Here is a 24,858-nt window from a genome sequence, read left to right on the forward strand (position 1 = left end):
CCTAGAACAAGAGCGCACTGCCGATCGCACTGTATACGCCGTATACCAGCCGAAACAGCGGCATGAGGACAACACTCAGCAGAGGTGTTGCAATGAACACAATCATAATGAGCAGACTGTAGCGCTCAATTGCCTGATAGCGATAGGCGAGATCCGGCGGCAGAAGGTTGCGCACAATATGCGAGCCGTCCAGCGGCGGAATCGGAAGCATATTGAAGATTGCAAAGTTGACGTTGTAGACAAAGATCATCTGTATGATCCCGTATGTAATCGGTGAAACATCGATATTATGCGAGCGAATGAAGAGGATCATATAGAAGGCAATAAATCCAAGCAGCAGATTCATCGCAGGCCCGGCAACAGACACTAGAATATCATCCCGACGCGGCTGACGAAAATTGCTTGGATTCACCATGACAGGCTTTGCCCATCCAAAACGGACGAGAAAGAGCATGATGAGGCCAATGGGATCGATATGCGCGCGCGGGTCGAGTGTCAGGCGTCCCATCAGGCGCGGTGTGAAGTCTCCGAGTGAGACAGCAGCTCGCGCATGCGCATACTCGTGAAAGGTCATGGCAATGATGAGCCCGGGGATTCCGAGCAACATCTCTTCAAAGTTAAATCCGAACATATATTTCTCCCACTCGTCAGATGCTTAGGCGTTCTTCTGCCATCAACAAGGAAATGATGGTCTTGGAGTCGATGATCTCCCCCGTCTTCACCATTGAAAGAGCCTCGGTAAACGGCATTTGAACGACATTAACAAACTCATCATCATCCGTATGCTGCTCGCCGACTGAGAGTTTACGCGCAAGATAGAGATGAATGTATTCGTTGGAAAAGCCCACCGTTGTTGCAATGGTCGTCAGCTTCTCATACTGCTCTGCCGTATAGCCTGTCTCCTCCGACAGCTCGCGGCGTGCACAGTGCAGGGGATCCTCCCCCTCCATATCAAGCTTTCCTGCGGGCACCTCGAGCGTGACCTTCCCGATGGGATAGCGAAACTGCCGCACCAGAATCACATTGCCGTTCGGCAGCACGGGGAGCACCGCCGCCGCGCCGGGGTGGTGAATCCACTCGCGTACGGACTCCTTCCCGTTCGGCAGACGCACCATATCACGGCGTACATGGAGCAACGTGCCGTCAAAGATATGCTCACCGCTGCACTTTGTTTCTATAAGATCCTCATACATGGCGGATCCCCCTTTCATCCACATACCACCTGCGTTATTCTTCCGTCTCATCCGCACGCTTGACAAACAGTGCGCTCACAAAATCCTCCGCATGGAAGGGGCGCAGATCGTCCATCCCTTCGCCGACACCGATCCACTTGATCGGGATGGACAGCTGGGACTTGATGCCGATTGTTACGCCGCCCTTTGCCGTTCCGTCGAGTTTCGTAAGCACGACGCCGGAAACAGGTGCAGCCTGCGTGAAGAGCTCTGCCTGACTAATCGCGTTCTGCCCCGTGCCGGCGTCGAGTACGAGCAGCGTCTCATGCGGTGCCCCCGGGATCTCACGTCCGATCACACGATAGATTTTCTCGAGTTCCTGCATGAGGTTGGACTTTGTCTGAAGCCTCCCCGCCGTATCGACAATGACAATGTCAATATTGCGCGCCTTTGCCGCCTGCATAGCATCAAAGACAACAGCAGCAGGATCCGATCCTTCGCCGTGCTTTATCACCTGTGCGTCCGCACGCTTGCCCCAGATCTCGAGCTGATCGATGGCGGCGGCGCGGAAGGTGTCCGCTGCCGCGAGCAGCACCGATTTCCCTTGTCTGCGGTAGTAGGCGCTCAGCTTCCCGATGGTCGTCGTCTTACCGACGCCATTCGTTCCAACAACGAGCAGCACCGTCGTCCCCTGCTCCGCCATATGGAATGTATTCTCTCCTGATTCCAGGATCTGTACGATCTCCTTTTCCAAAAAGGGGATCAGATCCTCGGGCGTGCGTATTTCCTTCTGCTTGATCCCCCTACGCACTGCTGCAATGAGCGTCTCCGTCGTCTTAACGCCGACATCCGCCATCAGCAGCGTCTCCTCGAGATCGTCGATCAGCTCATCGTCAATATCGGCATATCCGATGATGAGGCGTTCAATATTATGCGTGAAGTTCTCCCGCGTCTTCGTCAGACCTTTTTTCAGTCGATCAAAGAATCCCACAATAGCTCCTTTCTGCTTTTCAGACGGACTGCTCCGCTTCATAATCCTTCAGGCGTATGGACAGCACCTTTGATACGCCGGCATCCTCTACCGTAACGCCATACATGGTATCCGCCGCACGCATGGTTCCCTTTCGGTGCGTGACGACGATAAACTGCGTGTTCTTTGCAAACTCCTGCAGGAATTCACCGAAACGCGAGACATTCGCCTCATCGAGCGGTGCGTCAATCTCATCCAGAATGGAGAACGGCGAGGGACGATAGCGCAGGAAGGAAAAGAGCAGAGCAATGACGGTGAGTGCACGCTCTCCGCCCGAGAGCGCGGAGAGGTTCTGCCGTTTCTTGTCGGGCAGGGTTACGAGGATCTCAACGCCACTGCTTAGTATATCCTCTTTGTCCGTCAGACGCAATTCCGCAATGCCGCCGCCAAAGAGACGCACGAATATTTCATTAAAATATTCCTGAATCTGATGGAACGCATCGCGAAATGTGCGCGTCATATCCTGATCGATCTTCTGGATAATCTGCTCGATGTCCTGCTTTGCGGCTCTCAGGTCGGCAATCTGTGCCTCTTCCTCCTCGTAACGAGCCTTCTTCTCCGCATACTCCTCGACAGCATTCGGGTTCACAGAGCCGAGCGCCTGAATGTCATTCTCCAATGCGCGCAGACGCTTCTCCAACGATGCCTCGTCCACGTCCAGAATACCTGCTGCCGCCGCCTCCGGCGTCAGTCCAAAGTCGGACAGGAGACGCGTATGGCAGTCCTCCATGCGTATATGAATGCGCTCCAACTGCTTATCACAGTCATGCTGCTTTGTGCGGATGGCTTCTATGCGCGAAACGGCGCTCTTGACGGCAGCGTCAAGGACACGGCTCTCCGCCTCATGTGCCAGTCGCTGATCCTTGAGTACGGCGCTGCGCTTTTCATGTTCTTGGAACGCGGTATCCTGGTGCTCAATATTGCCCTCGAGTTCCGAGAGCCGCTGATCATCGACTCGCAGTTCATCCGCAAGCTGCGTCGCCTGATCCATGACTGCGTTCAGTGAACGGTGCGCCTCCGCATGTTCGAGTTCGCGCGATTTGCGATTGCGCTCTCCCGTCTCGATCTCTGCGGAGAGCGCAGCGACTGCAACATCCAGTGTATGCAGGTGCTCGTGCTGCTCCCTGCGCGCGTCGCGCAGCTCTTCGCAGCGTTCATTCAGCTGCGCGATCGCCTCGGTAAAGCGCACCTCGTGATCTGTGCATACGGCAATATGGCGCTCAATCCGCGTGCGTCTCGCAGCGAGCTGCGCTCCGCGCGCCAGACGCGCATCCTCCGCCCGCTCCATCTCCTGCAGCGTCGCCATCTGATCTGCGATGCGCTCCTCTAACACACGGCGTTTCCCGCGCTCATCCACGAGCTCCTGTGAGAGCCGATCTGCTGCCGTCCGATTCTCTGTATAACGATTGCTCGTCTCCTTGAGCTCCTGTTTCTTCTGCTCCAACGAGACGCGCATTTCCCTATGGGCTTCCTCCTGCGCGCGCAGAGTGTCGCTCAACGTCTCGATCTCCGCACGCCGATTCAGCAGTGCGGACGACTGCTTGCGCCGTCCGCCGCCTGACAGTGAGCCGCCGGGATTCAACAGTTCGCCCGTCAGTGTTACGATGCGTAGGCGATACCCCTCCTGTTTTGCAACAATCAGGGCATCATCCAAATTCTCCATCACGAGCGTCTGTGCAAGCAGATGCTCGGTGACCTTCTGAAATCTCCCCTCCGCCTGCACGAGTGTATTCGCCCAGCCGATTACCCCGTGACACCTCCGCAGGTCGACTGCACGCGGTTGGCGCACCGTGATCGTCGTCAGCGGCAGGAATGTGACACGTCCGCCATTTTTGCGCTTCAAATAGGAGATGGCAGCCTTTGCTGTATCTGTATCCTCCGTGACGATATTGCGCACGCTCCCGCCGAGCGCTACGTCGATTGCCGTGAGATAGCGCTCAGGGATGCGGATGAGGTCGGCGACCGTTCCGGAGACATTTTTGCGCCAGCCCTCCTGTGCCTGCAGGACAATCTGCACATCCCGCCCGAAGCCTTCATAGCTGTCCTGCATGCGCCGCTGAAAATCAAGGCTCTGCCGTATGCGCAGGAGCTCCGCATCCGACTGCCGCAGCTGCGCCTCATCACGATCAATCGTACGACGAAGGTCTCCAATCTCTGTATGAAGCTGATCTCCTTCCTGAGAGAACTGCTGCATCTTCTTCTCAGAGAGGTCGATGGCGTGATTGATGTGCGCGAGTTCGCCCTGCGCCGCCGCAAGGAGATCCTGACGCCGTGTACGCTCCTCCTCTTGCTGCCTGTTCTCCTCCTCCGTATGTGCCGCATTCCGAGCGACGGCAAGCTCCTCCCGCAGACGAGCCAGTACCCGCTGTACGGCATGACAGGAGTGCTCCTCCTGCGCCATGTGCTGCTCCTCGCCCGCAATGATCTCATCTAGCCGCTCGGACGCAACCTGAGCCGCCGTCTGCTGCGAATTTTTTTCCGCAATCTCAGCGCGTTTGCGTTCTAACTGTGCTTGGATCTGGACGATTTCCTGATCGGTCGCGTCAATCTTGGCAGACGCAGATACACGCATGCGCTCGATATCCTCTTCGCGCTTCTTCCCCTGATCCTGCCGCCCCTTGATGAGCGCCGCCTCCTGTCGGAGTGTGTCCAGCTTCTCCTGCACACTGCGCCCCACCTGCTCCTCGGCTTGCATACGGTGGTCGATGGCGCTGATGTCAGCCTCAAGCGCGTTCTTTTTCCCCTCTGCATCCATACGCGCACGCATTTCGCGCGCCTCTTCATCACGATGTGTGCGCAGCGTCTGATCCAAAGCATCCTGTTCCTGCATGAGACGCCCGTGCTGCTGTACGAGCGCCGTCATCTGATACTGGCGCCGCTCGGCATCGAGACTGCGGAACTTCATGGTCTTTTCCGACTGCACGGCGAGCGGCTCAAGCTCTGCCGCATGCGCGTACATGATATCATCCAGACGTACGAGGTCGCCCTCATTTTCACGCAGCTTGCGCAGAGCCTCCTGCTTGCGCGTGCGATACTTCGTGATGCCCGCAGTTTCCTCAAAGAATACGCGGCGATCCTCGGGGCGACTGTCGAGGATATCGTTCAATCGGTTCTGTCCGATGATGCTCATGCCGTCATGGCCGATGCCCGTATCCGCAAAGAGCTGGTAGATGTCCTTGATGCGGCAGCGAGAATCATTGAGATACACCTCGCTGTCGCCGTTGCGGTACAGGCGGCGCTTGACAACGACCTCGTCATAGTCAATCGGCAGCATCTTGTCCGTATTGTTAAAGACAAGCACAACCTCTGCCACACTCAGCGCACGACGCGCGGCAGAGCCGGCAAAGATGATGTCCTCGGAGCGCAGGCCGCGCAGCATGCGAATATTCTGCTCGCCGAGCACCCAGCGAACAGCGTCCGTGATATTGCTTTTGCCACTGCCATTCGGCCCCACTACGGCGGTAATCCCCTGATCGAACTGCACAACAATCCGCTCTGCGAATGACTTGAATCCGTACGCTTCCAAGCGCTTTAGCTGCACGCAACGCACCAGCCTTTCCCCATTAGTTTACCCATTATAACAGAACGGATGGGAAATTTCAAAAAACGGTATCTTCCGTAAATAAACTATGCTATAATAAAATCGTTCGTGGGATATTTTTAGCTTTAATAGGGGGTAATCACATGCCACTTGTCGGAACCAAGGAAATGTTTAAGAAAGCCTATGAGGGCGGCTACGCCATCGGTGCTTTCAACGTCAACAACATGGAGATCGTTCAGGGCATTACGGATGCTGCGGGAGAGCTCAAGTCCCCTCTGATCCTGCAGGTCTCCGCAGGCGCACGCAAGTATGCGCGCCATGAGTACCTTGTCCATCTTGTCAAAGCTGCACTCGAAATCAACGATATTCCCATTGCTCTGCACCTCGACCACGGCGCAGACTTCGATATCTGCAAGTCCTGCATCGACGGCGGCTTCACCTCCGTCATGATCGACGGCTCGCATCTGCCGTACGATGAGAACGTCGCTCTTGCAAAGCGCGTCGCAGAGTATGCGCACGCACATGGCGTCGCCGTTGAGGCAGAGCTCGGACAGCTCGCCGGCATTGAGGACGATGTCAACGTCTCTGCAGAGGATGCATCCTATACGAAGCCCGAGGAGGTTCAGGACTTCGTCGAAAAGACGGGCGTTGACTCCCTCGCGATTGCAATCGGCACCTCGCACGGCGCGTTCAAGTTCACGCCGGAGCAGTGCACGCGCAATGCAGACGGTGTCCTCGTACCGCCGCCGCTCCGCTTCGACATCCTCGAGGAAATCGAGAAGCGCATTCCGGGCTTCCCCATCGTGCTGCACGGCGCTTCCTCCGTCATTCCGAAGTATGTGAAGATCATCAACGAGAACGGCGGACATATGCCGGATGCAGTCGGCATTCCCGAGGATCAGTTGCGCCGCGCGGCAAAGTCCTCCGTCTGCAAGATCAACATCGACTCCGACCTCCGTCTTGCAATGACAGCTGGCATCCGCGAGCACTTCAAGAAGGAGCCGTCCCACTTCGACCCGCGTCAGTATCTGACCGACGGCCGCAGCTACATCAAGGAGCTCGTCACCCACAAGATCAAAGAGGTGCTCGGCTCTGACGGCAAGGCTCCTGAAATCCAGGCGCTCCTCAACAAGTAATATCGCCCCGTTCGCATAACGGAGTGCATGCAATATGACCTTATTTCGTGTCCAGCATGGAATAAGGTCATATTTTTATCTCCGTATCCTCCCCATTCACATTCTGCTAGCTGGACAGTGCTTCATTTTCATTGTATAATGCGTTCAGCATTCACCGTTATGGGAATCATATCAATCCATAGGGGGACATTATATGGCACTTATTGTAAAGAAATTTGGCGGAAGCTCCGTTGCGACGCCTGAAAAGATCAAGAATGTAGCAAAGCGGATTCTGAGCGAGAAAGCCCCCGACGACCGCATTGTCATGGTGGTATCGGCAATGGGCGACACGACGGACGACCTCATTGCCCTTGCCGGAGAGGTTGCACCGAGCCCCTATCAGTACGCCCGCGAGATGGATATGCTCATGACAACAGGCGAGCAGGTGTCTATTGCACTTCTCGCTATGGCATTTCGATCGATGGGTCATCCTGCGGTCTCCCTCACGGGCGCGATGGCAGGCATGAAAACCGACAGCGCCCACACGAAGGGACGCATCCTCGGACTTCATCCGGAGCGCGTCCACGAAGAGCTTGACAAGGGCAATATCGTCGTGATCGCAGGATTTCAGGGAACGGATGAAAAGGGCAATCCCGTAACCCTCGGACGCGGCGGCTCGGATACATCTGCGGTCGCAATTGCAGGCGCAATCGGCGCAGATGCCTGCGAGATCTACACGGATGTTGACGGCATTTACTCTGCCGACCCGCGCATTGCAAAGGGCGCACGCCGCATGCGCGAGATCACCTACAACGAGATGCTCGAGATGGCACGCCTCGGCGCCGGCGTCATGCAGCCGCGCTCCGTGGAGATGGGGCAGCTCTACGGCATCCCCATCCACGTCCGCTCAACCTTTACTTCGGAACCGGGAACCATCATTAGGGAGGAATATACAGTGGAAGAAAAGTCCTTTATCATTCGCGGCGTTACCCATGACGAGCATGTCTCGAAGATCACCGTACTCGGTGTCTCCAATGTCCCCGGTGTCGCGCACAAGATTTTCTCCGCGCTTGCAGAGGCAAACATTGACGTGGACATGATCGTTCAGAGCATTCGCAGCGCAGAGTCGAATATGACGGATATGGTCTTCACCGTCGCCACGATTGATGCCGAGGAGGCGCGTCAGGTGGTCGAGGGGATCTCGGCTGAGATCAAGGCTTCTGCGGTTGCCATTGACAACGATGTGGCAAAGATCTCCATCGTCGGTGCGGGCATGCTCGGCAATCCTGGGATTGCCTCACGTATGTTCGGCGCACTCTCGCGTGCCGACATCAACATCGAGATCATCAGCACGTCTGAGATCAGCATTTCCTGCCTCATCAAGGGTGGCAGTGTAAAGGATGCAGTCAACCGCATTCACGACGAGTTCTTCCCCGAAGGCTAAGAATACTTGTATACACCCGCCCCTTCGGTGGACAGGGGCGGAACAAAACGATATCATCATAATGAATCCAAAGAAAGCACGGATGAATGAAGATCTGCCGCTTGGCGGACTTCATGATGTCCGTGCTTTCAAAACGAAAAGGAGAGCGTATTACAATGGCAATTCAGATGGCGGCATCCCACGCGGCTTCGAGGATACTGAAGGACGCGATTTTCGGTGCCAATGCAGCGTGCCGCGCTGCAATCGCAGAGCATGGTGCGGAACGTGTGACGAATGCAACAATCGGCGCAGTCATGGATGACGAGGGCAAACTCGCCCACCTCCCCACTGTCGAGCGCGTCTTTCGCTCGCTGCCCATTGAGGACTATATTGCCTATGCACCGATCTCGGGACTTCCGGAGTATCTGGAGGCGGCAATCGACATCACGTTTGCAGGCAATCGCCCGGACGGCTACCTCGCTGCGATTGCCACTGCAGGCGGAACAGGTGCGCTACGCACAGCCGTAGACAACTATGTGGAAAAGGGCGATCAGGTACTCACCTCGGACTGGTTCTGGGGGACGTACAATGTCATCTGTCAGGAGCTCGGCTGCTCCGTGACGAATTTCCAGCTCTTTGACGCGGCAAACAATTTCAACCATGCGGCATTTTCCACAGCGGTCGATGCCCTCTTCAAGAAGCAGGACAGCCTCCTCATCATCCTCAACACACCGGCACACAACCCGACGGGCTACAGCCTCTCCTCGGAGGACTGGGCTCATGTACTCGACTGCGTGAAGAAGCACGCAGCCGCGGGCAAGAAGGTACAACTGCTCGTCGACATTGCCTACATCGACTTTGCAGGAGAAAAGCATGAAACGCGCGCCTTCATGCAGAAATTCGCCAATCTACCTGAAAATATCCTGACGCTTTTTGCCTTCTCCATGTCCAAGGCGTATACGTTCTACGGACAGCGCTGCGGCGCTCTCATTGCACTCTCTGCGAGTAAAGCGGTCATCGATGAGTTCGGCGAGATCAGCAAATATGCGGCACGCGCCACATGGTCAAACATCAACCGCGGCGCAATGACCCTCCTGACGCGCATTCAGCAGGATGCGGCCGCTTATGCCTCCTACGAGGCGGAGCGCGATGCCCTCTATCGTCTCGTCCAGGAACGTGGCGACATCTTCATGAAAGAGGCAGCGGCATGCGGTCTCCCCGCCCTCCCCTACAAGGGCGGCTTCTTCCTCGCCATCCCGGCAGCAGATCCGCAGGCAGTCTGCGATCTGCTCCACGAGGATCTGATCTTTGCCGTACCGCTCAAAATGGGCGTGCGCATTGCAGCGTGCTCCGTCCCAAGCACAAAAATGCACGGGATTGCAGAAAAAGTCAAGCGCGCAATGGATAAAATGCCTTGACATTCCGCTCAAAATCTCATAGAATAGCGACGTGTGATATTTTTCATGTAGCCATTAGCCCCGGAGACATGAGTGGATATTGCATCAACTCATAATCATTGAATGCTCTTACTCTCTAGGGGGGAATTACGTGAAAACCACGGTTATGGCAAAAGCCGCCGATATTGAACGCAAGTGGTATGTTGTAGACGCCGAGAACCAGACGGTCGGACGTCTTGCAGCAGAGATCGCGAAAATTCTACGCGGCAAGAATAAGCCCATCTATACGCCGCACGTCGATACTGGCGATTACGTCATTGTTATCAATGCTGAGAAAGTGAAGTTCACGGGAAAGAAGCTGACGGACAAGACCTACTTCCGTCATTCCGGCTATCAGGGCGGCACGACCTTTACGACCGCCGGCGATATGCTCCGCCGCTTCCCGACCCGTGTCATCGAGCACGCTGTCAAGGGTATGCTGCCGAAGAACAGCCTCGGCGCTCAGATCTTCCGTAAGCTCAATGTCTACGTTGGCCCGGAGCATCCCCACGCAGCACAGAAGCCTGAACCGCTGGCGTTTGATATTCGCTGAGTTTCATAAAAGGAGGAATCTGTTCGATGGCACAAGTCACTTACTACGGCACAGGTCGCCGCAAGACCTCAGTCGCACGCGTCCGCCTCGTCCCCGGCGACGGCAAGGTTACGATCAACGGTCGTGAGATGGCGGAATACTTCGGTCTCAAGACGCTCGAGCTGATTGTTCGTCAGCCGCTCAACCTGACCGAAACGGTTGATAAATACGATGTCATTGCCAATGTATCCGGCGGCGGTGCATCCGGTCAGGCCGGTGCAATCCGTCACGGCATCACGCGCGCACTCATCGAGATGGATGCAGAGCTGCGCCCTGCCCTCAAGAAGGCAGGCTTCGTCACGCGTGACCCGCGTGAGAAGGAGCGCCGCAAGTACGGTCTCAAGAAGGCACGTAAGGCGTCCCAGTTCTCGAAGCGCTAATATCGCATTGCAATACAAAATCCCTTCTTCAGCGAAGAAGGGATTTTTATTTGACATTTTCTCAGTTTTAACATATTATATTGCTATAAAAACTATGTTTTACTGAAAGAAGTGAGTTCATGAAAATCTCTGCAAAAGGTCGCTACGGAATCGCGGCCATGGTATTTCTCGCACGCAACTACGATGCGTCCTCCCCCATCACGATCATCAGTATATCGGATCATCTGGGTATCTCAAAGATCTACCTTGAGCAGGTCTTTTCCCTGCTCAAGCGCAGCAAGCTCGTCAACTCAATCAAAGGCTCTCAGGGCGGCTATCAGCTCTCGCGTCATCCGCGCGAGATCACGGCATACGACGTTCTCTCCTCCATCGAAATCTCTCTCATCGAAAAGACCGGATTGGCTTCTGAGAAAATGGATCAGCTGAATCATGTTCTCTCGCGCAATGTCTTCGATGTGTTGGATAAGAGCATATACGAGACACTGAACGCGATCACATTGGAGGAACTCCTTACCGCTCTGAACCACGAGGAGAGCAGCGAAAACCTCATGTACTTTATCTGAGAATGTTCATGCAGACAAAGAGCAAAAGTCCGATACATCCACCCACGAGAGAGCCGTTGACGCGAATCCAAAGAAGATCCTCCTCCACCTTGTCGTAGATGAGATGATTGAGCTCATCGTCTGTGAGACGGGACAACACGTTATTGACAATGACACCAACGAGGGTCTGCGCGTGGAGCGCAGAGCGCGCCAAGAGATCATAGAGTACCTTGGCGATGATCTTCTGCAGCTCCGTCCGCTCCTCCACGAGGAAGAGCATGTGCTGATATTCGAGGTGAAGGATGTTCTGCAGTTGTGTGTAAAAGGCGGGCATATGCTCCTCGATTGGATCGACCGCCCGATTCAAATCCATCTGAAAGTGCCTGCGCATCCCCTGAAAGAGTCGCGCGAGCGTTTCGTCAATCGGAAGCTCCTGTGCCAGTCGCTCCTGCAGTTCGCGGGCAAGGTGCAACAGTTCATCATCCTGACGCAGGTCTGATATGCAATCGTGGAGAAGTGCCACGGCATTTTTCTGCAGGGGTGAGCCATCTCGCCCAAGCTCCTCCAGAACATTGCAGGTATGTCGCTGGATCAGCTCTGCTCCCTCGTCGAGGTTGACCGTATTCGTCACCTCAAGCAGACGTGATAAGAAGCCATCGCCGATCTTCTCGCGCTCGAGCTCTGCCAATGTCTCCCGAATCGAATGACGCGTTTCCTCCGCAGATACCTCTCGTGCAAGAAGCTGCGCGATCCGTGAGAGCGCCTGCCGATCCCATCCATTCTCTGCAGACAGCGTATCAAATCGGCGCATCGACTCCGACGGATCTTCACGCAGAATCAAAGCCTTGAAGCGCTCCGATAAATAGGCAATCGCTTTCTTATTGTTCTTCCGTAGAAATGAGGCGCGGATAAAATGCATGACTGTTCCTGTCAGCTGCTCCTCGGTTTCTTTTTTATGCAGAAATTCCTGCAGCATCGGGAGCAGATGAATCTTTTCGATGTGGCGGAAAATCTTGCGCCGCGAGAAGAACTCCTTCTGCACCATGACAACGATTGCATGGATGAAGCTGTCCCGCCTGCGCGGCAGGATTGCCGTGTGATACGGAAATCCGAGGGGCTTGCGAAAGAGCGCCGTGACGGCAAACCAGTCTGCAACGCCGCCGACCAGAGCCGCCTCACTGACCATGAGCAGCCCCTCCGTCCAAAGCGTCTGCGGGAAATGCAGATGCAGGCCGAGGGAGAGCAGAAAGAACAGAAAGGAGCCCAAAAGAGCCGTATCGGCCTTGTTCCATGTGCGCGTCACAGTCCCCACATCCTTTCTGCAAATGTCACAATGAGCGACAGCCCCATACCGACGAATGCACCGACGATGGCGCCGTTCACGCGGATCATCTGCAGATCAGTATGCACCTTCCCTTCGACGAAGGTGATGAGCTCATCATCCGACTTCTGATTCAGATACTCCCGCACAAAGTCCGCAATCATCGCGTGATGCTTTTCCACCTCTCCGGCAGCGAGATCCTTCATCCAGCGATCTGCACGATGCTGCCACGCCTCCGAATGGACAAAGATGTCTATTTTTTCATTGAGGAGCTCCTTGACATATGGAATCCAGAAGGGATGATTCCCTTTCATGCGATGTTCGATAAAGTCGGTGAGAATGGTCTCAATCTCGAGCTGCTCGATCACGTGAATCTTGTACCGATGAAGCTCCTCATACAGCTTCGGATTCGCGCGCAGCCCGGTCACAAAGGAGACCAGTGCCTGAACTCCATCCCGATGGCGGCGGTCATCCAACGCCGTTGCACAGGTCAGAATCTCCTCCAAGCGTACGGTCAGCCACTCCGCAATCATTGCATCGTCGAAAAAGGACAGGACAAAGGCACGTATCATCCCATCGCGTTCATATTCCGTGCGTATGGATGCGATGTTCTCATGGAGCATATCCTGAAAGACCTGCGTCCGCACGAGCCGCAGCCCCATGCGGATCAGCATATTGAAAATGCGATCTGCATGGGGCTCTTCTGTCAGCACGTCAAGGAGCTCTGCAAAGCTCTCCTCCAAAGGAAGTGCATGGAGTGCCTGAATCACGTATGGAGTCAGTTCCTTTGCGATGCTGCGACTGTCCACATCCGAGGAAACATGGCGGAGAATGTCCACTGCAGCCTCGACGAGGCGCTCACGTCCACCGCGATGCTGCAAATACTCTACGAGGAGCGCCCCGATTTTCTCGCGCTCAACAACATCCATGATATTCTCTTTGCTGAGCAGATCATCGGCAGAGAAGCACACGAGGGACTCCATGATGCGGACGCGGTTGCGCCGAAGGATATCCGTCCGATGGGAGATGCCGAGCGGGCGCCCGAAGATTGCCTTGACCGCAAACCAATCCGCCAGTCCGCCGATCGTCGCCGCCAGAAATCCGTGATGAATGGTTGTCAGTGCGAGCGAGCCTCCCTGCCCTGCCGTCCCGATGGCACCGATGACACTCAGCGCAAGCGCAAGATTTGCCTGATTTTCCTTCTGCAAACCAATCGCCTCACAGTGTCTTTACGAGATCTTGCAGATAAGACTTAAAATCCGCACCGAGATCTTCGCGGCGCAGTGCAAATTCAACGGTCGCCTGCAAAAACCCCAGCTTATCTCCGAGATCGTAGCGCTTCCCTTTGAAATCGTAGGCATAGACGGCTTCTCGCTGCGCCAGCACCTTGAGCGCATCCGTCAGCTGGATCTCCCCGCCCTTGCCCGGCTTCGTTTCGCCGAGAATAGAAAATATCTCCGGGCTGATGATATAGCGCCCAAGCACAGCCATGCGGCTTGGCGCCTCCTCCAAAGACGGTTTCTCCACCATGTCGGAAACGCGCATGAGGCGCGGATTCTCCAAAGTCTCCCCCGCAACAATACCATATGATGAGACCTGCTCATCCGAAACCACCTGACAGCCCAGAACAGAGCCGCAGGTCTCCTCATATACATCAATCAGCTGTCCCAGAGCCGAACGCTCGGGATGGTAGACAACATCATCACCGAGCAGGACAGCAAAAGGCTCATGCCCAACAAAACTACGCGCGCAGAGGATGGCGTCGCCCAATCCGCGCATATATTTCTGCCGTACATAGTGAACGTTCACATCGGTGGTCTCGCGAACGAGGTTCAACAGATCATCTTTTCCCTTGCGCGCCAGCTCGTGCTCGAGTGCAGGCGCGGAGTCGAAGTGATCCTCGATGGCACGCTTTCCATGACCACTGATGATGAGGATGTCCTCGATACCGCTCGCGAGTGCCTCCTCCACAATGTACTGGATGGTCGGCTTGTCTACAATGGGCAGCATTTCCTTCGGCGTTGCCTTCGTCGCAGGGAGGAACCGCGTTCCGTAGCCTGCGGCGGGAATAACGGCTTTGCGTATGCGCTGTTTCTCTTTCATCTTATCTGCTCCATTCATTATGTAAATAGAGCGCGAGGCGCACAGCTCCCCGCGCTTTTCATGCAAATTTTCAATTAGGGTTTTAAGAAAGCACTAATAAATTCAGCACCGCCATCTTAGCCCATCTTTTTTACCCGCACTTCATCGGCAAATCCTCCACATAGCCCTCGCTATGCGTCAGGTTTGCCTCCTAGTTCGGACGAAAAAATCTACGCCAATCTGACAGACTTCATTTTATCAACGATTCCTTAATATCTCAAGGACGGCGTCGCCGATCTCCGCGGTCTTGGCATGCCCGCCAAGGTCGGGCGTCAATGTCCTTCGCTCCACGAGCAGTGTCTCAATCGCAGTGAGCAGACGCTCTGCCCATACTGGCTCTCCAAGGAATTCCAACATCTGACTGACCGACCATATGGATGCCAGTGGGTTTGCAATCCCCTGTCCCGCAATATCCGGCGCACTTCCGTGGATCGGCTCGAACATCGACGGATACTTCCGTTCGGGATTGAGATTCGCACCAGCTGCGAGTCCCATGCCGCCTGCAATCGCCGCACCGAGATCCGTCAGGATGTCGCCAAAGAGATTGCTTGTCACGACAATCTCGAAGCGCCCCGGATCTTTGACAAAGAACATACTCGCCGCATCGACAAGAAGACTGTGTATCTCAACATCGGGATACTCTTTGCCAATCTCCGCGAAAATTTCATCCCAGAACACCATGGAGTAACGGAGTGCATTCCCCTTGGAGATCGAGGTAAGCGAGCGTTTTTCACGACGTGCAAGCTCGTAGGCATAACGTATGACACGTTCGCAGCCATGACGTGAGAAGACGCTCGTCTGCAGTGCCACCTCACGCTCCGTTCCCGTGTAGAGGTGTGCGCCAACATTCGCATACTCCCCCTCGCTGTTCTCGCGCACAACAATCATATTAATGTCATCCGCTGAGACATCGGCAAGCGGACACGGAGCTCCCTTCAGGAGACGTACGGGACGAAGGTTGATGTATTCATCGAATCCACGGCGAATCCGAAGTAGGAGATCCCCTAGGGATATGTGATCCGGTACCCCGGGGTAGCCAACGGCTCCAAGATAGATGGCATCAAAATCCTTGAGGCGATCCAGACCATCCTCCGGCATCATTTCTCCCGTCTTCAGATAGTATTCACAGCCCCACGGGAAATCCTCAAAGGAAACGGAGAATCCCCCATCCATCTGAGCGATGCCGGAAAATACCTTCTTCCCTTCAGCAATGACCTCGGGGCCTATGCCATCCCCCGCAATGACTGCGATATCAAAGTACTTCATGGATTTCCCTCCCGATCAATTTCCATAAAATTGATTAGAACGCGTCCGCAATCGTCTTGATCAGCAGAGCTTCCTGCTGGCGCGGCAGCCCACTCTGATGCAGTGCACGTCCGAAACCAATGAGGAAGTCGATCTTCTGAAGCCGCGTCAGCGTTGTATTCTCACGCAGCACCTTCGTAATCGCCCGCATTCCCGCAACGCTCGGATCCCGCTGCAGCTGAACCTCCATCGCAAGCTGACCTGCAAGGATGTGGCGGCGTACCTCATCCGAAATACCCGCGAGATCTTCCTCCGAGTTCTGAGGAATCTGTCTTGGTGCCAGCTCCGGAATCCCATCGGGACGCACAGAGTGCTCCACGGCAGGTGTGTGATCCTTTACGGGGGCGACGGCAGGACGCTGTGCATTTGTACTGTCCAGAGCCTCGAAGCGCTCCGGCTGTTTCGCTGCAGCCCCGTTCTCGGCGGGAGGTGTCAGAGAGAATTCCCTATGAGGAAGCTGTGGATAGCGCTGACGCTCGGGACGCTGTTCTGCCTCGGACGCAGAGACAGGGGGGCTTGTCGGCAATACAGAGACATTCTGCCCTGTCTTTTCTGCCTGCCGCTCCATGACGGGAGGCGGCGCAATCGGCTGTACGGCGGCAGAGTCTTGCCGCATCGCATGCTGCCCCGATGCAGGCGGCACATTCGTCTGCAGAGGCACGGATGCATCTGCTGCGTGGGGATTCATCACAGGTCGCTCACTGCTTGGGACAAGCAGTCTTTTCGGCTTTGGCGGCGGCGTCGGACGATTCATATTCACGTCCCCAACCAGCTCCTGCACAGGGCGCCCTTCTTTTGCCGCCAGCTTCTCCTCGCGTTTGATGTCCTCCGCCGTAATGATGACAGGCTTCGCCTTTTGTGCGGAAAGGCTGAAGGACGGATCCCCATTTCGTGCGGCAAGACGTGCATCTACGCTGTCCCAACGAAGGCGTGCCGGCTGGGATGCCGCTTTTGCCACAGGCGGTGCCATCGCGGCAGTCACCGATTCTTTCTTCTGCGCCGATATGGATGCTTCATAGCGATTCGGAGCCGCGGTCTCCTCGACCGCAGGCTTTTGTGCAGGATCTGTCACCAATCGATTGGCGTGAAATAGTTCCTGCGAATCCACAGTACCCGGTGTAGCAGCATATGCCGTACCCGATGAGAGCGTAAGAAGCACCGCAGCGGTGAGCATTGTTCTCTTCGATGACATCTTCATTGATATTTCTCCTTCAATTCTCTCACTCTATGAAAGCAACTGCTTACTGCAGTGCCTGCATCGTACGTGCGCCCGCCAAAAAGGCAGAGACGGAGGAGGCACGCAGCTCCGGATTGTCGATGAGCTCGAGTCCATAACGCATACCGTTTGCACCGCGGAAGAAGAGCACCGCCATCTGGCTGTCCGCCTTTGCCGTTGCATCCGGTGTGCCATCGCCATCCTCATCAATCTCGATCTCCTTGGCAGTCGTTGCAAAGATCGCCTTGTTATCCTCTGTCAGATTGATGAGCATAATCCCTTCATATCCGTTGCTGCCCATAATCCCCTTGAGAAGCTCTACCGACTCCTCCGGGCTGATCGCATTAAGGTTAGGGACGCCGTCCTCCGGGAATGCATTCATGTGAATAACCCACGCGTGTTTGATATAGTAATCCTCGTTCTCGAAAATCAAAACCTCACCTTCGTGCCCATCAAGCTCGACTGAGGGGATAACGAAAGCAGGTTGTTTGGGGCACATAATGCGATAGCCGTATGATCTACTCTCATATGCATAGGGCAGTTCGGAAGGCGCGGTCTCGCCTGCGCTCTCTTGAACAGCCTGCACCGTCTCTTCCGCAAAGGCATGAGGTACAGCAGAGAGAACTACCATGGCACCAATGGCTGCGGCTATTTTTCGGTATCTCTTTATCATAGGAAACTCCTTATCAGATCGTGTATCATAGAAAGTGCTTTTTCGACAGCTGCACGCTTATTCTCTAGCCGTGTTCCGGAGAAATTGTTTTTTGCGACAATTGTATGCATTCGATCGGCTATGGCAATATAAACTAGACCGACCGGCTTTTCCTCCGATCCGCCGTCGGGGCCTGCAATGCCCGTAATGCCGACGCCAATATCAGTCTGCATGAGCTGTCGCACCCCCTCCGCCATCTCCCGTGCCGTCTCCTCAGAGACAGCACCGTATTGTGAAAGAGTCTCCTCGGAAACACCAAGAACACGCGACTTCACATCATTTGAGTAGGAAACGACGCTGCCCATGACGTAGTAGGAGCTGCCTGGAATATCCGTCAGCGTACTCGTGAGGAGTCCTCCGGTACAGGACTCAGCACAGGCAATCGTAAGTCCGCGCGCGTATAGATCCCTCCCCAACTTATCAGAGAGCATTTCATATGCAGACTCCATCAATGCACCCTCTCACCCACAATATCGTAGGTAAATCCCTGCAGCAGACGGACGCGGACAATCTCACCAACTTGGCTCTCGGCATCCCCCTCGATGTAGATTTGACCATCCACCTCGGGTGCCTCCCGATAAGAGCGTCCGACAGCGACCGCCTGCTGCTCCGCATCGCGCCCTTCGATCAGAACATCTATCTCCTGATCTTCAAGGCCGATATTGATCTCTTCGGAGATCTTGCTCTGCAGGCTCATGAGGTCATGATAACGCTCCTGCATGACCTCCTCGGAGACCTTCTGCGCCATCGTGGCTGCAGGCGTATCCTCCTCCTCGGAGTAGGTAAAGATTCCCACCTTATCAAAGCGCTGCTCCTCCACAAAGGAGCGGAGTGCTTGATAGTGCGTGTCCGTCTCTCCGGGGAATCCGACAATGAACGTCGAGCGGATTGCAACGCCGGGGATGCGCTCACGCAGCTTTTTAATCAGCTTCTCTACGCCCTCACGAGTATCGGGGCGATTCATTGAACGCAGCAATGCATTATGTGCGTGCTGCAGAGGGAGGTCGACGTATTTTACAACCTTGGGCTCGCTTGCAAACACTTCAATGAGCTCATCCGTGAAGTACTTTGGATAGCTGTAGAGCACGCGAATCCATGCAATTTTCTCAATCTTCGCCAGCTCCCGCAAAAGTGCAGGAAGCATCGGCTTTCGATAGCGATCGAGACCATAGTTTGCGCTGTCCTGCGCGATCAGGACGATCTCACGCACGCCACTCTCTGCGAGTCCACGTGCCTCTGAGAGAATATCCTCCATCTCCCTGCTGCGAAAGCTGCCACGAATGAGTGGAATCGCACAGAACGCACAGCGATGATCGCAGCCCTCGGCGATCTTGACATAGGCGGTATATTGGGGGGTCGTGCGCAGACGCGGCGTCTTGGCATCATAGATGGTCTCGTCCTTGCCTGAGATCAGAAGACGCCGCCCCTTCAGCGTCTCTTGGATGACCTCCATGATACGCCCCCATGCCCCTGTCCCAATGATGGCGTTCGCCTCTGGGATCTCATCGAGCAACTGCTGTCCATAGCGCTGCCCGAGGCATCCTGCAACAATCAGGCTCCGACAGCGCCCCGTCTCCTTATAGTCCGCCATGCCAAGCACGGTTGTGATGGATTCTTCCTTCGCGGACTGGATGAAGGCGCAGGTGTTGACGATCAGGATATCCGCCTCCGCAGGCTCATTGGTGATCTCAATCCCGTGCTCCTGCATGATGCCGAGCATGACCTCCGTATCAACGAGATTCTTTGCACAACCGAGACTGATAAAACCTGCTTTCACTGATAAACTCTCCTCCGGCTTTCGTTATTATTCGTAGAACCGCACCTCTTTGATCCAGCGATCCAGGAGGATCTCCTTTTCCTCCTTGCTGAAATACGGCCTGTTTCTAAAAATGTTGATATTCTTCCCTGCAAACATCTGATAGGAAAGCGTCATCGGATTCGTGGTGAGGAAGTAGAACCGATGCTGTTCCAGCGAGAGCTGCGCCTCATCCGTCAGCAGCCAGTCTGCAAAGACCTCTGCCGCGCGTGCATCGCGCTCCGACGCACGAAAGGCAATGCCCGTCCCATAGATGACCGCCGACGTGCCGTCCACGGGATAGAGAATGCGGATGGGGTACTCGTCATGCACATAACGGAGTGTCTCGCTCAGAACCGCCACCGAGAGATCTACCTCCCCCATCCCCGCCTGCCGTACCGGCGTGTGCAGGTATTTGGAATACTGTATGATCTTCGGCTGAATCCTGCGCCAAATCTCAAATGCGCGCTGATCACCGTACTCGGCAATCATGCTGTAGAGCAGATTCGACGAGGCATCTGCCGCCATGAAATCCGTGGTTCCGATGCGGATGTCACGCTGCTGTGTGAGCTGCTGCCAAGAGTTCGGCAGATCGAGATGCGTCCGCAGATAGTCCTGATTTACGGCAAAGACGACAGGATCATACCAGACTCCTGTCCAATAGCGGTTCGGATGGCGGAACGAGTCCGCAACCTGATCGCTCTTCTCCGAGATATAGGGTACAAGATAGCCTGCTGCAGCAGCGCGGTCAAGCGTCTCACGATCCGTCAGGACAAGCGCAGCCTTTCCATCCCCCTCCTCACGGGATTGGTCATTGAGACGCTTTAGAATCTGTTCGGAGGACAGCTGAACGAAATTGACACGGATATTATGCTCTTTTTCATACTCCTCGGACAGAACCGCCGCAATCTCTGCGGGGAGTGATGTATATGCTGTCAGTTCCTGCATGGGATGGCGTTTCACCGTAGGCGAACCGGACGAGAGAAGTGCCGACCCTGCAGCAATCATTGTCACGAGAAGAGCAATCACGACGATAAATAGCGTATACCGCTTCATGAGGCTTCTCTTTCTTTACATTGAAGAATCTAAACTCTCTCCATTATAAACAATTCGCCGAAAATCCACAAGGTATTTTATCCATCCCCCACTGCGGCGTTATTTTCGAAATAAAAAAGACGCCTCTACAAATGTAAAAGCGTCTTCCCATGTTCGTTTACTTCCCGACAAAGGTCTTCGTCTGCGCCACAATGTGCTCTGCCGTCAGTCCGAACTGCTTGAGCAGCTCCGCCGCAGGGCCGGAGTGCCCGAACTCGTCACGAACGCCGATGCGGTGGACGGGAACGGGGGCATGCTCGGTAACAACGCCTGCAACTGCCTCGCCAAGTCCGCCGAGGATATTGTGCTCCTCGACGGTCACAATCCTGCCGCATTCCTGCGCCGCACGAATGACAAGCTCCTCATCGAGCGGCTTGATTGTCGCCATATTGATGACGCGCGCCTTGATCCCCTCAGCAGCGAGGAGCTTGCCTGCCTTGATTGCCTCGGGGACGAGAATGCCCGTCGCGATGATGGCGACATCCGTACCGTCCTGAATGACCTCGCCCTTTCCAATGGCGAATTCATATGACTCGTCATGATAGACCGGCGTCGCCGCACGCCCGAAGCGGATGTAGACAGGCCCCTCCATCTCGTACGCGGCGCGCACCATCTTGCGTGCCTCCACATCATCCGAGGGGCACATGACCGTCATGCCCGGAATCGTACGCATGAGGGCAAAGTCCTCACAGCACTGATGGGATGCACCGTCCTCACCGACGGAGATGCCGCCGTGCGTCGCACAGATCTTGACGTTCAGATGCGGATAGCCGATCGTGTTGCGCACCTGCTCGTAGGCACGCCCCGCCGCAAACATGGCAAAGGTGGACACGAACGGCACGAGCCCCATCGTCGAGAGTCCCGCACCGACGCCGACCATATCACACTCTGCAATGCCGCAGTTAAAGTGACGATCGGGAAATGCCTTCTTGAATGTTCCGCTCTTCGTCGCCCCTGCGAGATCCGCATCCAGAACAACAATATTTTCATGTTCTTTGCCGAGCTCTACAAGTCCGTTTCCGTAGCTGTCACGTGTTGCAACTTTCTTTACGTCTGCCATGCTCATGCCTCCTCAATCTGCTTGCGAATCGCAGCCAGTTCCTCAAGGCCTCGTGCGAGTTCGTCATCATTGGGTGCCTTGCCATGCCAGCCGGCATTGTTCTCCATAAAGGAGATGTCCTTGCCCTTCACCGTCTTCATAAGGATCGCGGTTGGCTTTCCTGTCCCCTTGTTTGCATGGAACGCCTTGAACGCCTCTTCCAGCGCACTGTAGTCATGCCCGTCAATCGAGATAACCGCACAGCCGAACGCCTCAAACTTCGCGTCGATCGGTGCCGTGTTCATGACATCTGCCGTGGCACCGTCGATCTGAAGGCCGTTCACATCCACCGCAATGCAGAGATTGTCCAGCTTGTAGTGCGCCGAGAACATGAGCGCCTCCCAGACCTGACCCTCGGCAAGTTCACCATCGCCGAGCAGCGTGTAGACATTGATATCCTTGCCCAGATACTTTGCGCCCTTCGCCATGCCCGCCGCCGTCGAAATGCCCTGCCCGAGCGAGCCCGTGGACATATCCACGCCCGGCGTAAGGTTCATATTTGGATGTCCCTGCAGACGTGAGCCGATATGGCGCAGTGTCAGCAGCTCCTCCACGGGAAAGAAACCGCGATTGGCAAGCGTCGCATAGAGTCCGGGTGCGACATGTCCCTTCGAGAGAACGAAGCGATCGCGGATCGGATCGTTCGGATTCTTCGGGTCAACGCGGATTTCCTTATTGTAGAGATAGGTAAAATACTCCGTCGATGAAAGTGAGCCGCCAGGATGCCCGCTCTTTGCTGCATGTGTGCTGCGCAAAATACCCTCGCGTACCTTCACCGCGAAAAGCTGGAGCTCCTTCTCTTCAGCTGCCGTCATAAAACTCCTCCTCGCCCCAATCAATACATTACCATACGGATTCATTCTACCCCTTTTTCTACTTACCCGCAATATACACAAGGCTACAATTTTTCCGATATATTTACAAATAGAAAAGTCGCCCTAAATGGGCGACCTCTTTGTATCCGCTTTGTCAGATCTCCATAATGATGGGCAGTATCATCGGGCGGCGGCGCGTCTTATCGAAGAGATAGCGGCTGAGTGCGTCGCGCACATTCGACTTGATCGCCGACCACTCGCGCACATTCTCATCCTCACAGCGATCGAGCGCCTGCTGGACACGCGCACGTGCCTCCTCCATCAGCGCCTCCGACTCACGCACGTAGACAAAGCCGCGTGAGACGATGTCGGGTCCCGATACAACGCGGTTGTTCTGGCGATCCATCGTCACAACGATGATGAGGATGCCGTCCTGCGACAGCTGACGGCGGTCACGCAGGACGATATTGCCCACATCGCCGACACCGAGACCATCGACCATGACCATGCCGGACTGCACGCGTCCGACAACCTGTCCCTTCTCCTTCGTGAACTCGAGAATCTGTCCGTTCTCACTGATGAAGATATTTTCCTTCGGCATACCGAGTTCGCGTGCAAGGCTTGCGTGCTGCACGAGGTGATGGTATTCGCCGTGCACGGGCATAAAGAACTTCGGACGCACGAGATTGTGCATGAGCTTGAGTTCCTCGCGGCTGCCGTGCCCCGAGACGTGAATGCCCTTGTCACGCCCATAGATGACGTTCGCACCGAGCTTCATCAGATTGTCCACCGTCTTAGAGACGAGCTTCTCGTTGCCCGGGATCGGCGTCGCCGAGATGATAACTGTATCACCCGGCACAATCGTAATCTTACGGTGATCGGATGCCGCCATGCGCGAGAGCGCAGACATCGGCTCACCCTGACTGCCCGTCGTCACGATGACGATCTGCTCGGGACGGAAGTTGTTCACCTCATCGATGCCGATGATCGTCCCCTCGGGTGCTGTCAGATAGCCCAAATCAAGAGAGATACCAACCACATTCTCCATGCTGCGCCCGAGGACGGCAACGCGCCGCTTGTATTTCACCGCCGTGTCGATGACCTGCTGGATGCGGTGGACATTCGAAGAGAACGTCGCGACGATAATGCGCCCGCGCACATTGTGGAAGGCCTTGTCGAATGCCGCGCCGACCGTGCGCTCGCTCGCCGTATGCCCCTCCCTCTCCGCATTCGTGCTGTCGGCGAGGAGGAGCAGAACCCCCTTGTTGCCGAGATCGGAGAAGCGGCGGAAATCCGTCATCTGTCCGTCGACCGGCGTATAGTCCAGCTTGAAATCCCCCGTGTGGACAATCATGCCCACAGGCGTCTTGATCGAGAGTCCGACCGCGTCGGGAATCGAGTGGTTCACGCGGATGAATCCGACGCTGAAGCAGCCGATGTTGATGATGTCTCCCGCCATCACGGAGTGCAGATTGCTTGAATCCACCCCGTTTTCCTTCAGACGCCCCTCAAGAATACCAAGCGTCAGCCGCGTCCCATAGACGGGTACAGGAATCTGCTTCATCACATAGGGCAACGCGCCGATGTGATCCTCATGACCATGCGTCAGGACGATTGCCTTGACCTTGTCCCTGTTTTCGATCAGATAGGTAATATCGGGAATGACGAGGTCGATGCCGAGCATGTCCTCCTCCGGGAACATGAGCCCGGAGTCCACAACGAGAATCTCATCATCCACACGGATGGCAGTCATGTTCTTTCCGATCTCGCCAAGACCGCCAAGCGGTATGACCTGTACCTTCTGCACATTTTTCCCATGATTGCCATTACGATTTAACGACAAAAAACACACCTCCATAGATATGGGACATCTTCACCGTGTCCCTATTCCTTAAATAATTGCTCATCCATTCGATCATGAAATCAGAATTCATCCACACGAAAATACAGCGACCGGAGGAGATTTCCTCCATCGTCGCCATATGGGAAAGCGCCGTCTTCGCTGTCATTGCTGTGAAAAAATACGACCGCACAGCAACGCGAAAACCGCAAGAAAAATGATCCGATCCATTCACTTGAGGCTATTTTACCATTCCATTACCAACAATGCAAATAAATTTTGTGCAG

22 protein-coding genes are annotated in these 24,858 nt (G+C 55.2%); 6 read left to right on the forward strand and 16 right to left on the reverse strand.

Annotated features, from left to right (window positions below; genetic code table 11):
* Position 1: 1 nt before the first annotated feature.
* The 4 genes from H1B31_RS09360 to smc are packed head-to-tail and all read right to left on the reverse strand — an operon-like array spanning position 2 to position 5,743.
* Positions 2-631: a site-2 protease family protein gene (locus tag H1B31_RS09360; RefSeq protein WP_009440110.1), complete on the reverse strand. Its 630-nt coding sequence runs from the start codon at positions 629-631 to the stop codon at positions 2-4.
* Between the two features lie 16 nt (positions 632-647).
* Positions 648-1,193: an NUDIX domain-containing protein gene (locus H1B31_RS09365; protein ID WP_185980120.1), complete on the reverse strand. Its 546-nt coding sequence runs from the start codon at positions 1,191-1,193 to the stop codon at positions 648-650.
* A gap of 34 nt (positions 1,194-1,227) precedes the next feature.
* On the reverse strand, positions 1,228-2,163 hold the full coding sequence (gene ftsY, locus H1B31_RS09370; RefSeq protein ID WP_221933439.1) for a signal recognition particle-docking protein FtsY: 936 nt from the start codon (positions 2,161-2,163) through the stop codon (positions 1,228-1,230).
* A 19-nt stretch (positions 2,164-2,182) separates the two neighbouring features.
* Positions 2,183-5,743 carry a chromosome segregation protein SMC gene (gene smc / locus H1B31_RS09375; RefSeq protein ID WP_185981277.1) on the reverse strand — a complete coding sequence of 1,187 codons (3,561 nt, stop codon included), beginning with the start codon at positions 5,741-5,743 and terminating at the stop codon, positions 2,183-2,185.
* 143 nt (positions 5,744-5,886) lie between these two features.
* Between smc and fba the strand changes: the two genes are divergently transcribed.
* From fba to H1B31_RS09405, 6 genes are all read left to right on the forward strand, one after another.
* Positions 5,887-6,879: a class II fructose-1,6-bisphosphate aldolase gene (fba, locus tag H1B31_RS09380; protein WP_185980122.1), complete on the forward strand. Its 993-nt coding sequence runs from the start codon at positions 5,887-5,889 to the stop codon at positions 6,877-6,879.
* A 193-nt stretch (positions 6,880-7,072) separates the two neighbouring features.
* The gene (locus tag H1B31_RS09385; RefSeq protein ID WP_185980123.1) at positions 7,073-8,302 is read left to right on the forward strand and encodes an aspartate kinase; all 1,230 of its coding nucleotides are present in this window, start codon (positions 7,073-7,075) and stop codon (positions 8,300-8,302) included.
* 155 nt (positions 8,303-8,457) lie between these two features.
* Positions 8,458-9,699, forward strand: a complete 1,242-nt coding sequence (locus H1B31_RS09390) for an aminotransferase class I/II-fold pyridoxal phosphate-dependent enzyme (protein WP_185980124.1) — start codon at positions 8,458-8,460, stop codon at positions 9,697-9,699.
* Between the two features lie 145 nt (positions 9,700-9,844).
* Positions 9,845-10,270, forward strand: coding sequence for a 50S ribosomal protein L13 (rplM, locus tag H1B31_RS09395; RefSeq protein WP_009440103.1), 426 nt, complete (start codon positions 9,845-9,847; stop codon positions 10,268-10,270).
* 26 nt (positions 10,271-10,296) lie between these two features.
* Positions 10,297-10,689 (forward strand): 30S ribosomal protein S9, encoded by a 393-nt coding sequence (rpsI, locus tag H1B31_RS09400; protein ID WP_006691995.1) that lies wholly within the window; start codon positions 10,297-10,299, stop codon positions 10,687-10,689.
* Positions 10,690-10,808: 119 nt separating this feature from the next.
* Positions 10,809-11,252: an RrF2 family transcriptional regulator gene (locus tag H1B31_RS09405; RefSeq protein ID WP_009440101.1), complete on the forward strand. Its 444-nt coding sequence runs from the start codon at positions 10,809-10,811 to the stop codon at positions 11,250-11,252.
* Here H1B31_RS09405 and H1B31_RS09410 read toward each other — a convergent pair.
* The 12 genes from H1B31_RS09410 to H1B31_RS09465 all read right to left on the reverse strand — a co-directional run bounded on the left by H1B31_RS09410 (position 11,245) and on the right by H1B31_RS09465 (position 24,589).
* Positions 11,245-12,534 carry a DUF445 domain-containing protein gene (locus H1B31_RS09410; RefSeq protein ID WP_185980125.1) on the reverse strand — a complete coding sequence of 430 codons (1,290 nt, stop codon included), beginning with the start codon at positions 12,532-12,534 and terminating at the stop codon, positions 11,245-11,247. The two genes, H1B31_RS09405 and H1B31_RS09410, sit on opposite strands and share 8 nt — an antisense overlap.
* Complete coding sequence (locus H1B31_RS09415) at positions 12,531-13,760, reverse strand: DUF445 domain-containing protein (protein WP_185980126.1); 1,230 nt, start codon at positions 13,758-13,760, stop codon at positions 12,531-12,533. The genes H1B31_RS09410 and H1B31_RS09415 overlap by 4 nt, the downstream gene beginning before the upstream one ends.
* Before the next feature lie 10 nt (positions 13,761-13,770).
* Complete coding sequence (gene galU / locus H1B31_RS09420) at positions 13,771-14,655, reverse strand: UTP--glucose-1-phosphate uridylyltransferase GalU (protein ID WP_185980127.1); 885 nt, start codon at positions 14,653-14,655, stop codon at positions 13,771-13,773.
* A gap of 237 nt (positions 14,656-14,892) precedes the next feature.
* Positions 14,893-15,960: a tartrate dehydrogenase gene (locus tag H1B31_RS09425; protein ID WP_185980128.1), complete on the reverse strand. Its 1,068-nt coding sequence runs from the start codon at positions 15,958-15,960 to the stop codon at positions 14,893-14,895.
* A 34-nt stretch (positions 15,961-15,994) separates the two neighbouring features.
* Positions 15,995-17,197, reverse strand: a complete 1,203-nt coding sequence (locus H1B31_RS09430; RefSeq protein ID WP_185980129.1) for a hypothetical protein — start codon at positions 17,195-17,197, stop codon at positions 15,995-15,997.
* 43 nt (positions 17,198-17,240) lie between these two features.
* The gene (locus tag H1B31_RS09435) at positions 17,241-17,888 is read right to left on the reverse strand and encodes a hypothetical protein (protein WP_185980130.1); all 648 of its coding nucleotides are present in this window, start codon (positions 17,886-17,888) and stop codon (positions 17,241-17,243) included.
* Complete coding sequence (locus H1B31_RS09440) at positions 17,885-18,376, reverse strand: CinA family protein (RefSeq protein WP_009440094.1); 492 nt, start codon at positions 18,374-18,376, stop codon at positions 17,885-17,887. The genes H1B31_RS09435 and H1B31_RS09440 overlap by 4 nt, the downstream gene beginning before the upstream one ends.
* Positions 18,376-19,704 (reverse strand): 30S ribosomal protein S12 methylthiotransferase RimO, encoded by a 1,329-nt coding sequence (gene rimO / locus H1B31_RS09445; protein ID WP_185980131.1) that lies wholly within the window; start codon positions 19,702-19,704, stop codon positions 18,376-18,378. Before rimO ends, H1B31_RS09440 begins: the two co-directional genes overlap by 1 nt.
* 27 nt (positions 19,705-19,731) lie before the next feature.
* Entirely contained in the window at positions 19,732-20,778 is a 1,047-nt protein-coding gene (locus tag H1B31_RS09450; protein ID WP_185980132.1) for an ABC transporter substrate-binding protein, read from the reverse strand.
* 157 nt (positions 20,779-20,935) lie between these two features.
* Positions 20,936-21,877, reverse strand: a complete 942-nt coding sequence (locus H1B31_RS09455; RefSeq protein ID WP_185980133.1) for a transketolase family protein — start codon at positions 21,875-21,877, stop codon at positions 20,936-20,938.
* A gap of 2 nt (positions 21,878-21,879) precedes the next feature.
* Complete coding sequence (locus H1B31_RS09460; RefSeq protein ID WP_185980134.1) at positions 21,880-22,731, reverse strand: transketolase; 852 nt, start codon at positions 22,729-22,731, stop codon at positions 21,880-21,882.
* Positions 22,732-22,885: 154 nt separating this feature from the next.
* Complete coding sequence (locus H1B31_RS09465) at positions 22,886-24,589, reverse strand: ribonuclease J (RefSeq protein ID WP_037345751.1); 1,704 nt, start codon at positions 24,587-24,589, stop codon at positions 22,886-22,888.
* Between the last annotated feature and the right edge of the window lie 269 nt (positions 24,590-24,858).

The organism is Selenomonas timonae (genome assembly GCF_014250475.1).
Lineage (GTDB): Bacteria > Bacillota > Negativicutes > Selenomonadales > Selenomonadaceae > Centipeda > Centipeda timonae.

What these genes read in the sequence shown, in the direction of transcription:
- H1B31_RS09360 (WP_009440110.1), bottom strand. Translation starts at nt 631, where the DNA reads ATGTTCGGATTTAACTTTGAAGAGATGTTGCTCGGAATCCCCGGGCTC.
- H1B31_RS09365 (WP_185980120.1), bottom strand. Translation starts at nt 1,193, where the DNA reads ATGTATGAGGATCTTATAGAAACAAAGTGCAGCGGTGAGCATATCTTT.
- fba (WP_185980122.1), top strand. Translation starts at nt 5,887, where the DNA reads ATGCCACTTGTCGGAACCAAGGAAATGTTTAAGAAAGCCTATGAGGGC.
- H1B31_RS09385 (WP_185980123.1), top strand. Translation starts at nt 7,073, where the DNA reads ATGGCACTTATTGTAAAGAAATTTGGCGGAAGCTCCGTTGCGACGCCT.
- H1B31_RS09390 (WP_185980124.1), top strand. Translation starts at nt 8,458, where the DNA reads ATGGCAATTCAGATGGCGGCATCCCACGCGGCTTCGAGGATACTGAAG.
- rplM (WP_009440103.1), top strand. Translation starts at nt 9,845, where the DNA reads ATGGCAAAAGCCGCCGATATTGAACGCAAGTGGTATGTTGTAGACGCC.
- rpsI (WP_006691995.1), top strand. Translation starts at nt 10,297, where the DNA reads ATGGCACAAGTCACTTACTACGGCACAGGTCGCCGCAAGACCTCAGTC.
- H1B31_RS09405 (WP_009440101.1), top strand. Translation starts at nt 10,809, where the DNA reads ATGAAAATCTCTGCAAAAGGTCGCTACGGAATCGCGGCCATGGTATTT.
- galU (WP_185980127.1), bottom strand. Translation starts at nt 14,655, where the DNA reads ATGAAAGAGAAACAGCGCATACGCAAAGCCGTTATTCCCGCCGCAGGC.
- H1B31_RS09425 (WP_185980128.1), bottom strand. Translation starts at nt 15,960, where the DNA reads ATGAAGTACTTTGATATCGCAGTCATTGCGGGGGATGGCATAGGCCCC.
- H1B31_RS09430 (WP_185980129.1), bottom strand. Translation starts at nt 17,197, where the DNA reads ATGAAGATGTCATCGAAGAGAACAATGCTCACCGCTGCGGTGCTTCTT.
- H1B31_RS09435 (WP_185980130.1), bottom strand. Translation starts at nt 17,888, where the DNA reads ATGATAAAGAGATACCGAAAAATAGCCGCAGCCATTGGTGCCATGGTA.
- H1B31_RS09440 (WP_009440094.1), bottom strand. Translation starts at nt 18,376, where the DNA reads ATGGAGTCTGCATATGAAATGCTCTCTGATAAGTTGGGGAGGGATCTA.
- H1B31_RS09450 (WP_185980132.1), bottom strand. Translation starts at nt 20,778, where the DNA reads ATGAAGCGGTATACGCTATTTATCGTCGTGATTGCTCTTCTCGTGACA.
- H1B31_RS09455 (WP_185980133.1), bottom strand. Translation starts at nt 21,877, where the DNA reads ATGGCAGACGTAAAGAAAGTTGCAACACGTGACAGCTACGGAAACGGA.
- H1B31_RS09460 (WP_185980134.1), bottom strand. Translation starts at nt 22,731, where the DNA reads ATGACGGCAGCTGAAGAGAAGGAGCTCCAGCTTTTCGCGGTGAAGGTA.
- H1B31_RS09465 (WP_037345751.1), bottom strand. Translation starts at nt 24,589, where the DNA reads ATGGAGGTGTGTTTTTTGTCGTTAAATCGTAATGGCAATCATGGGAAA.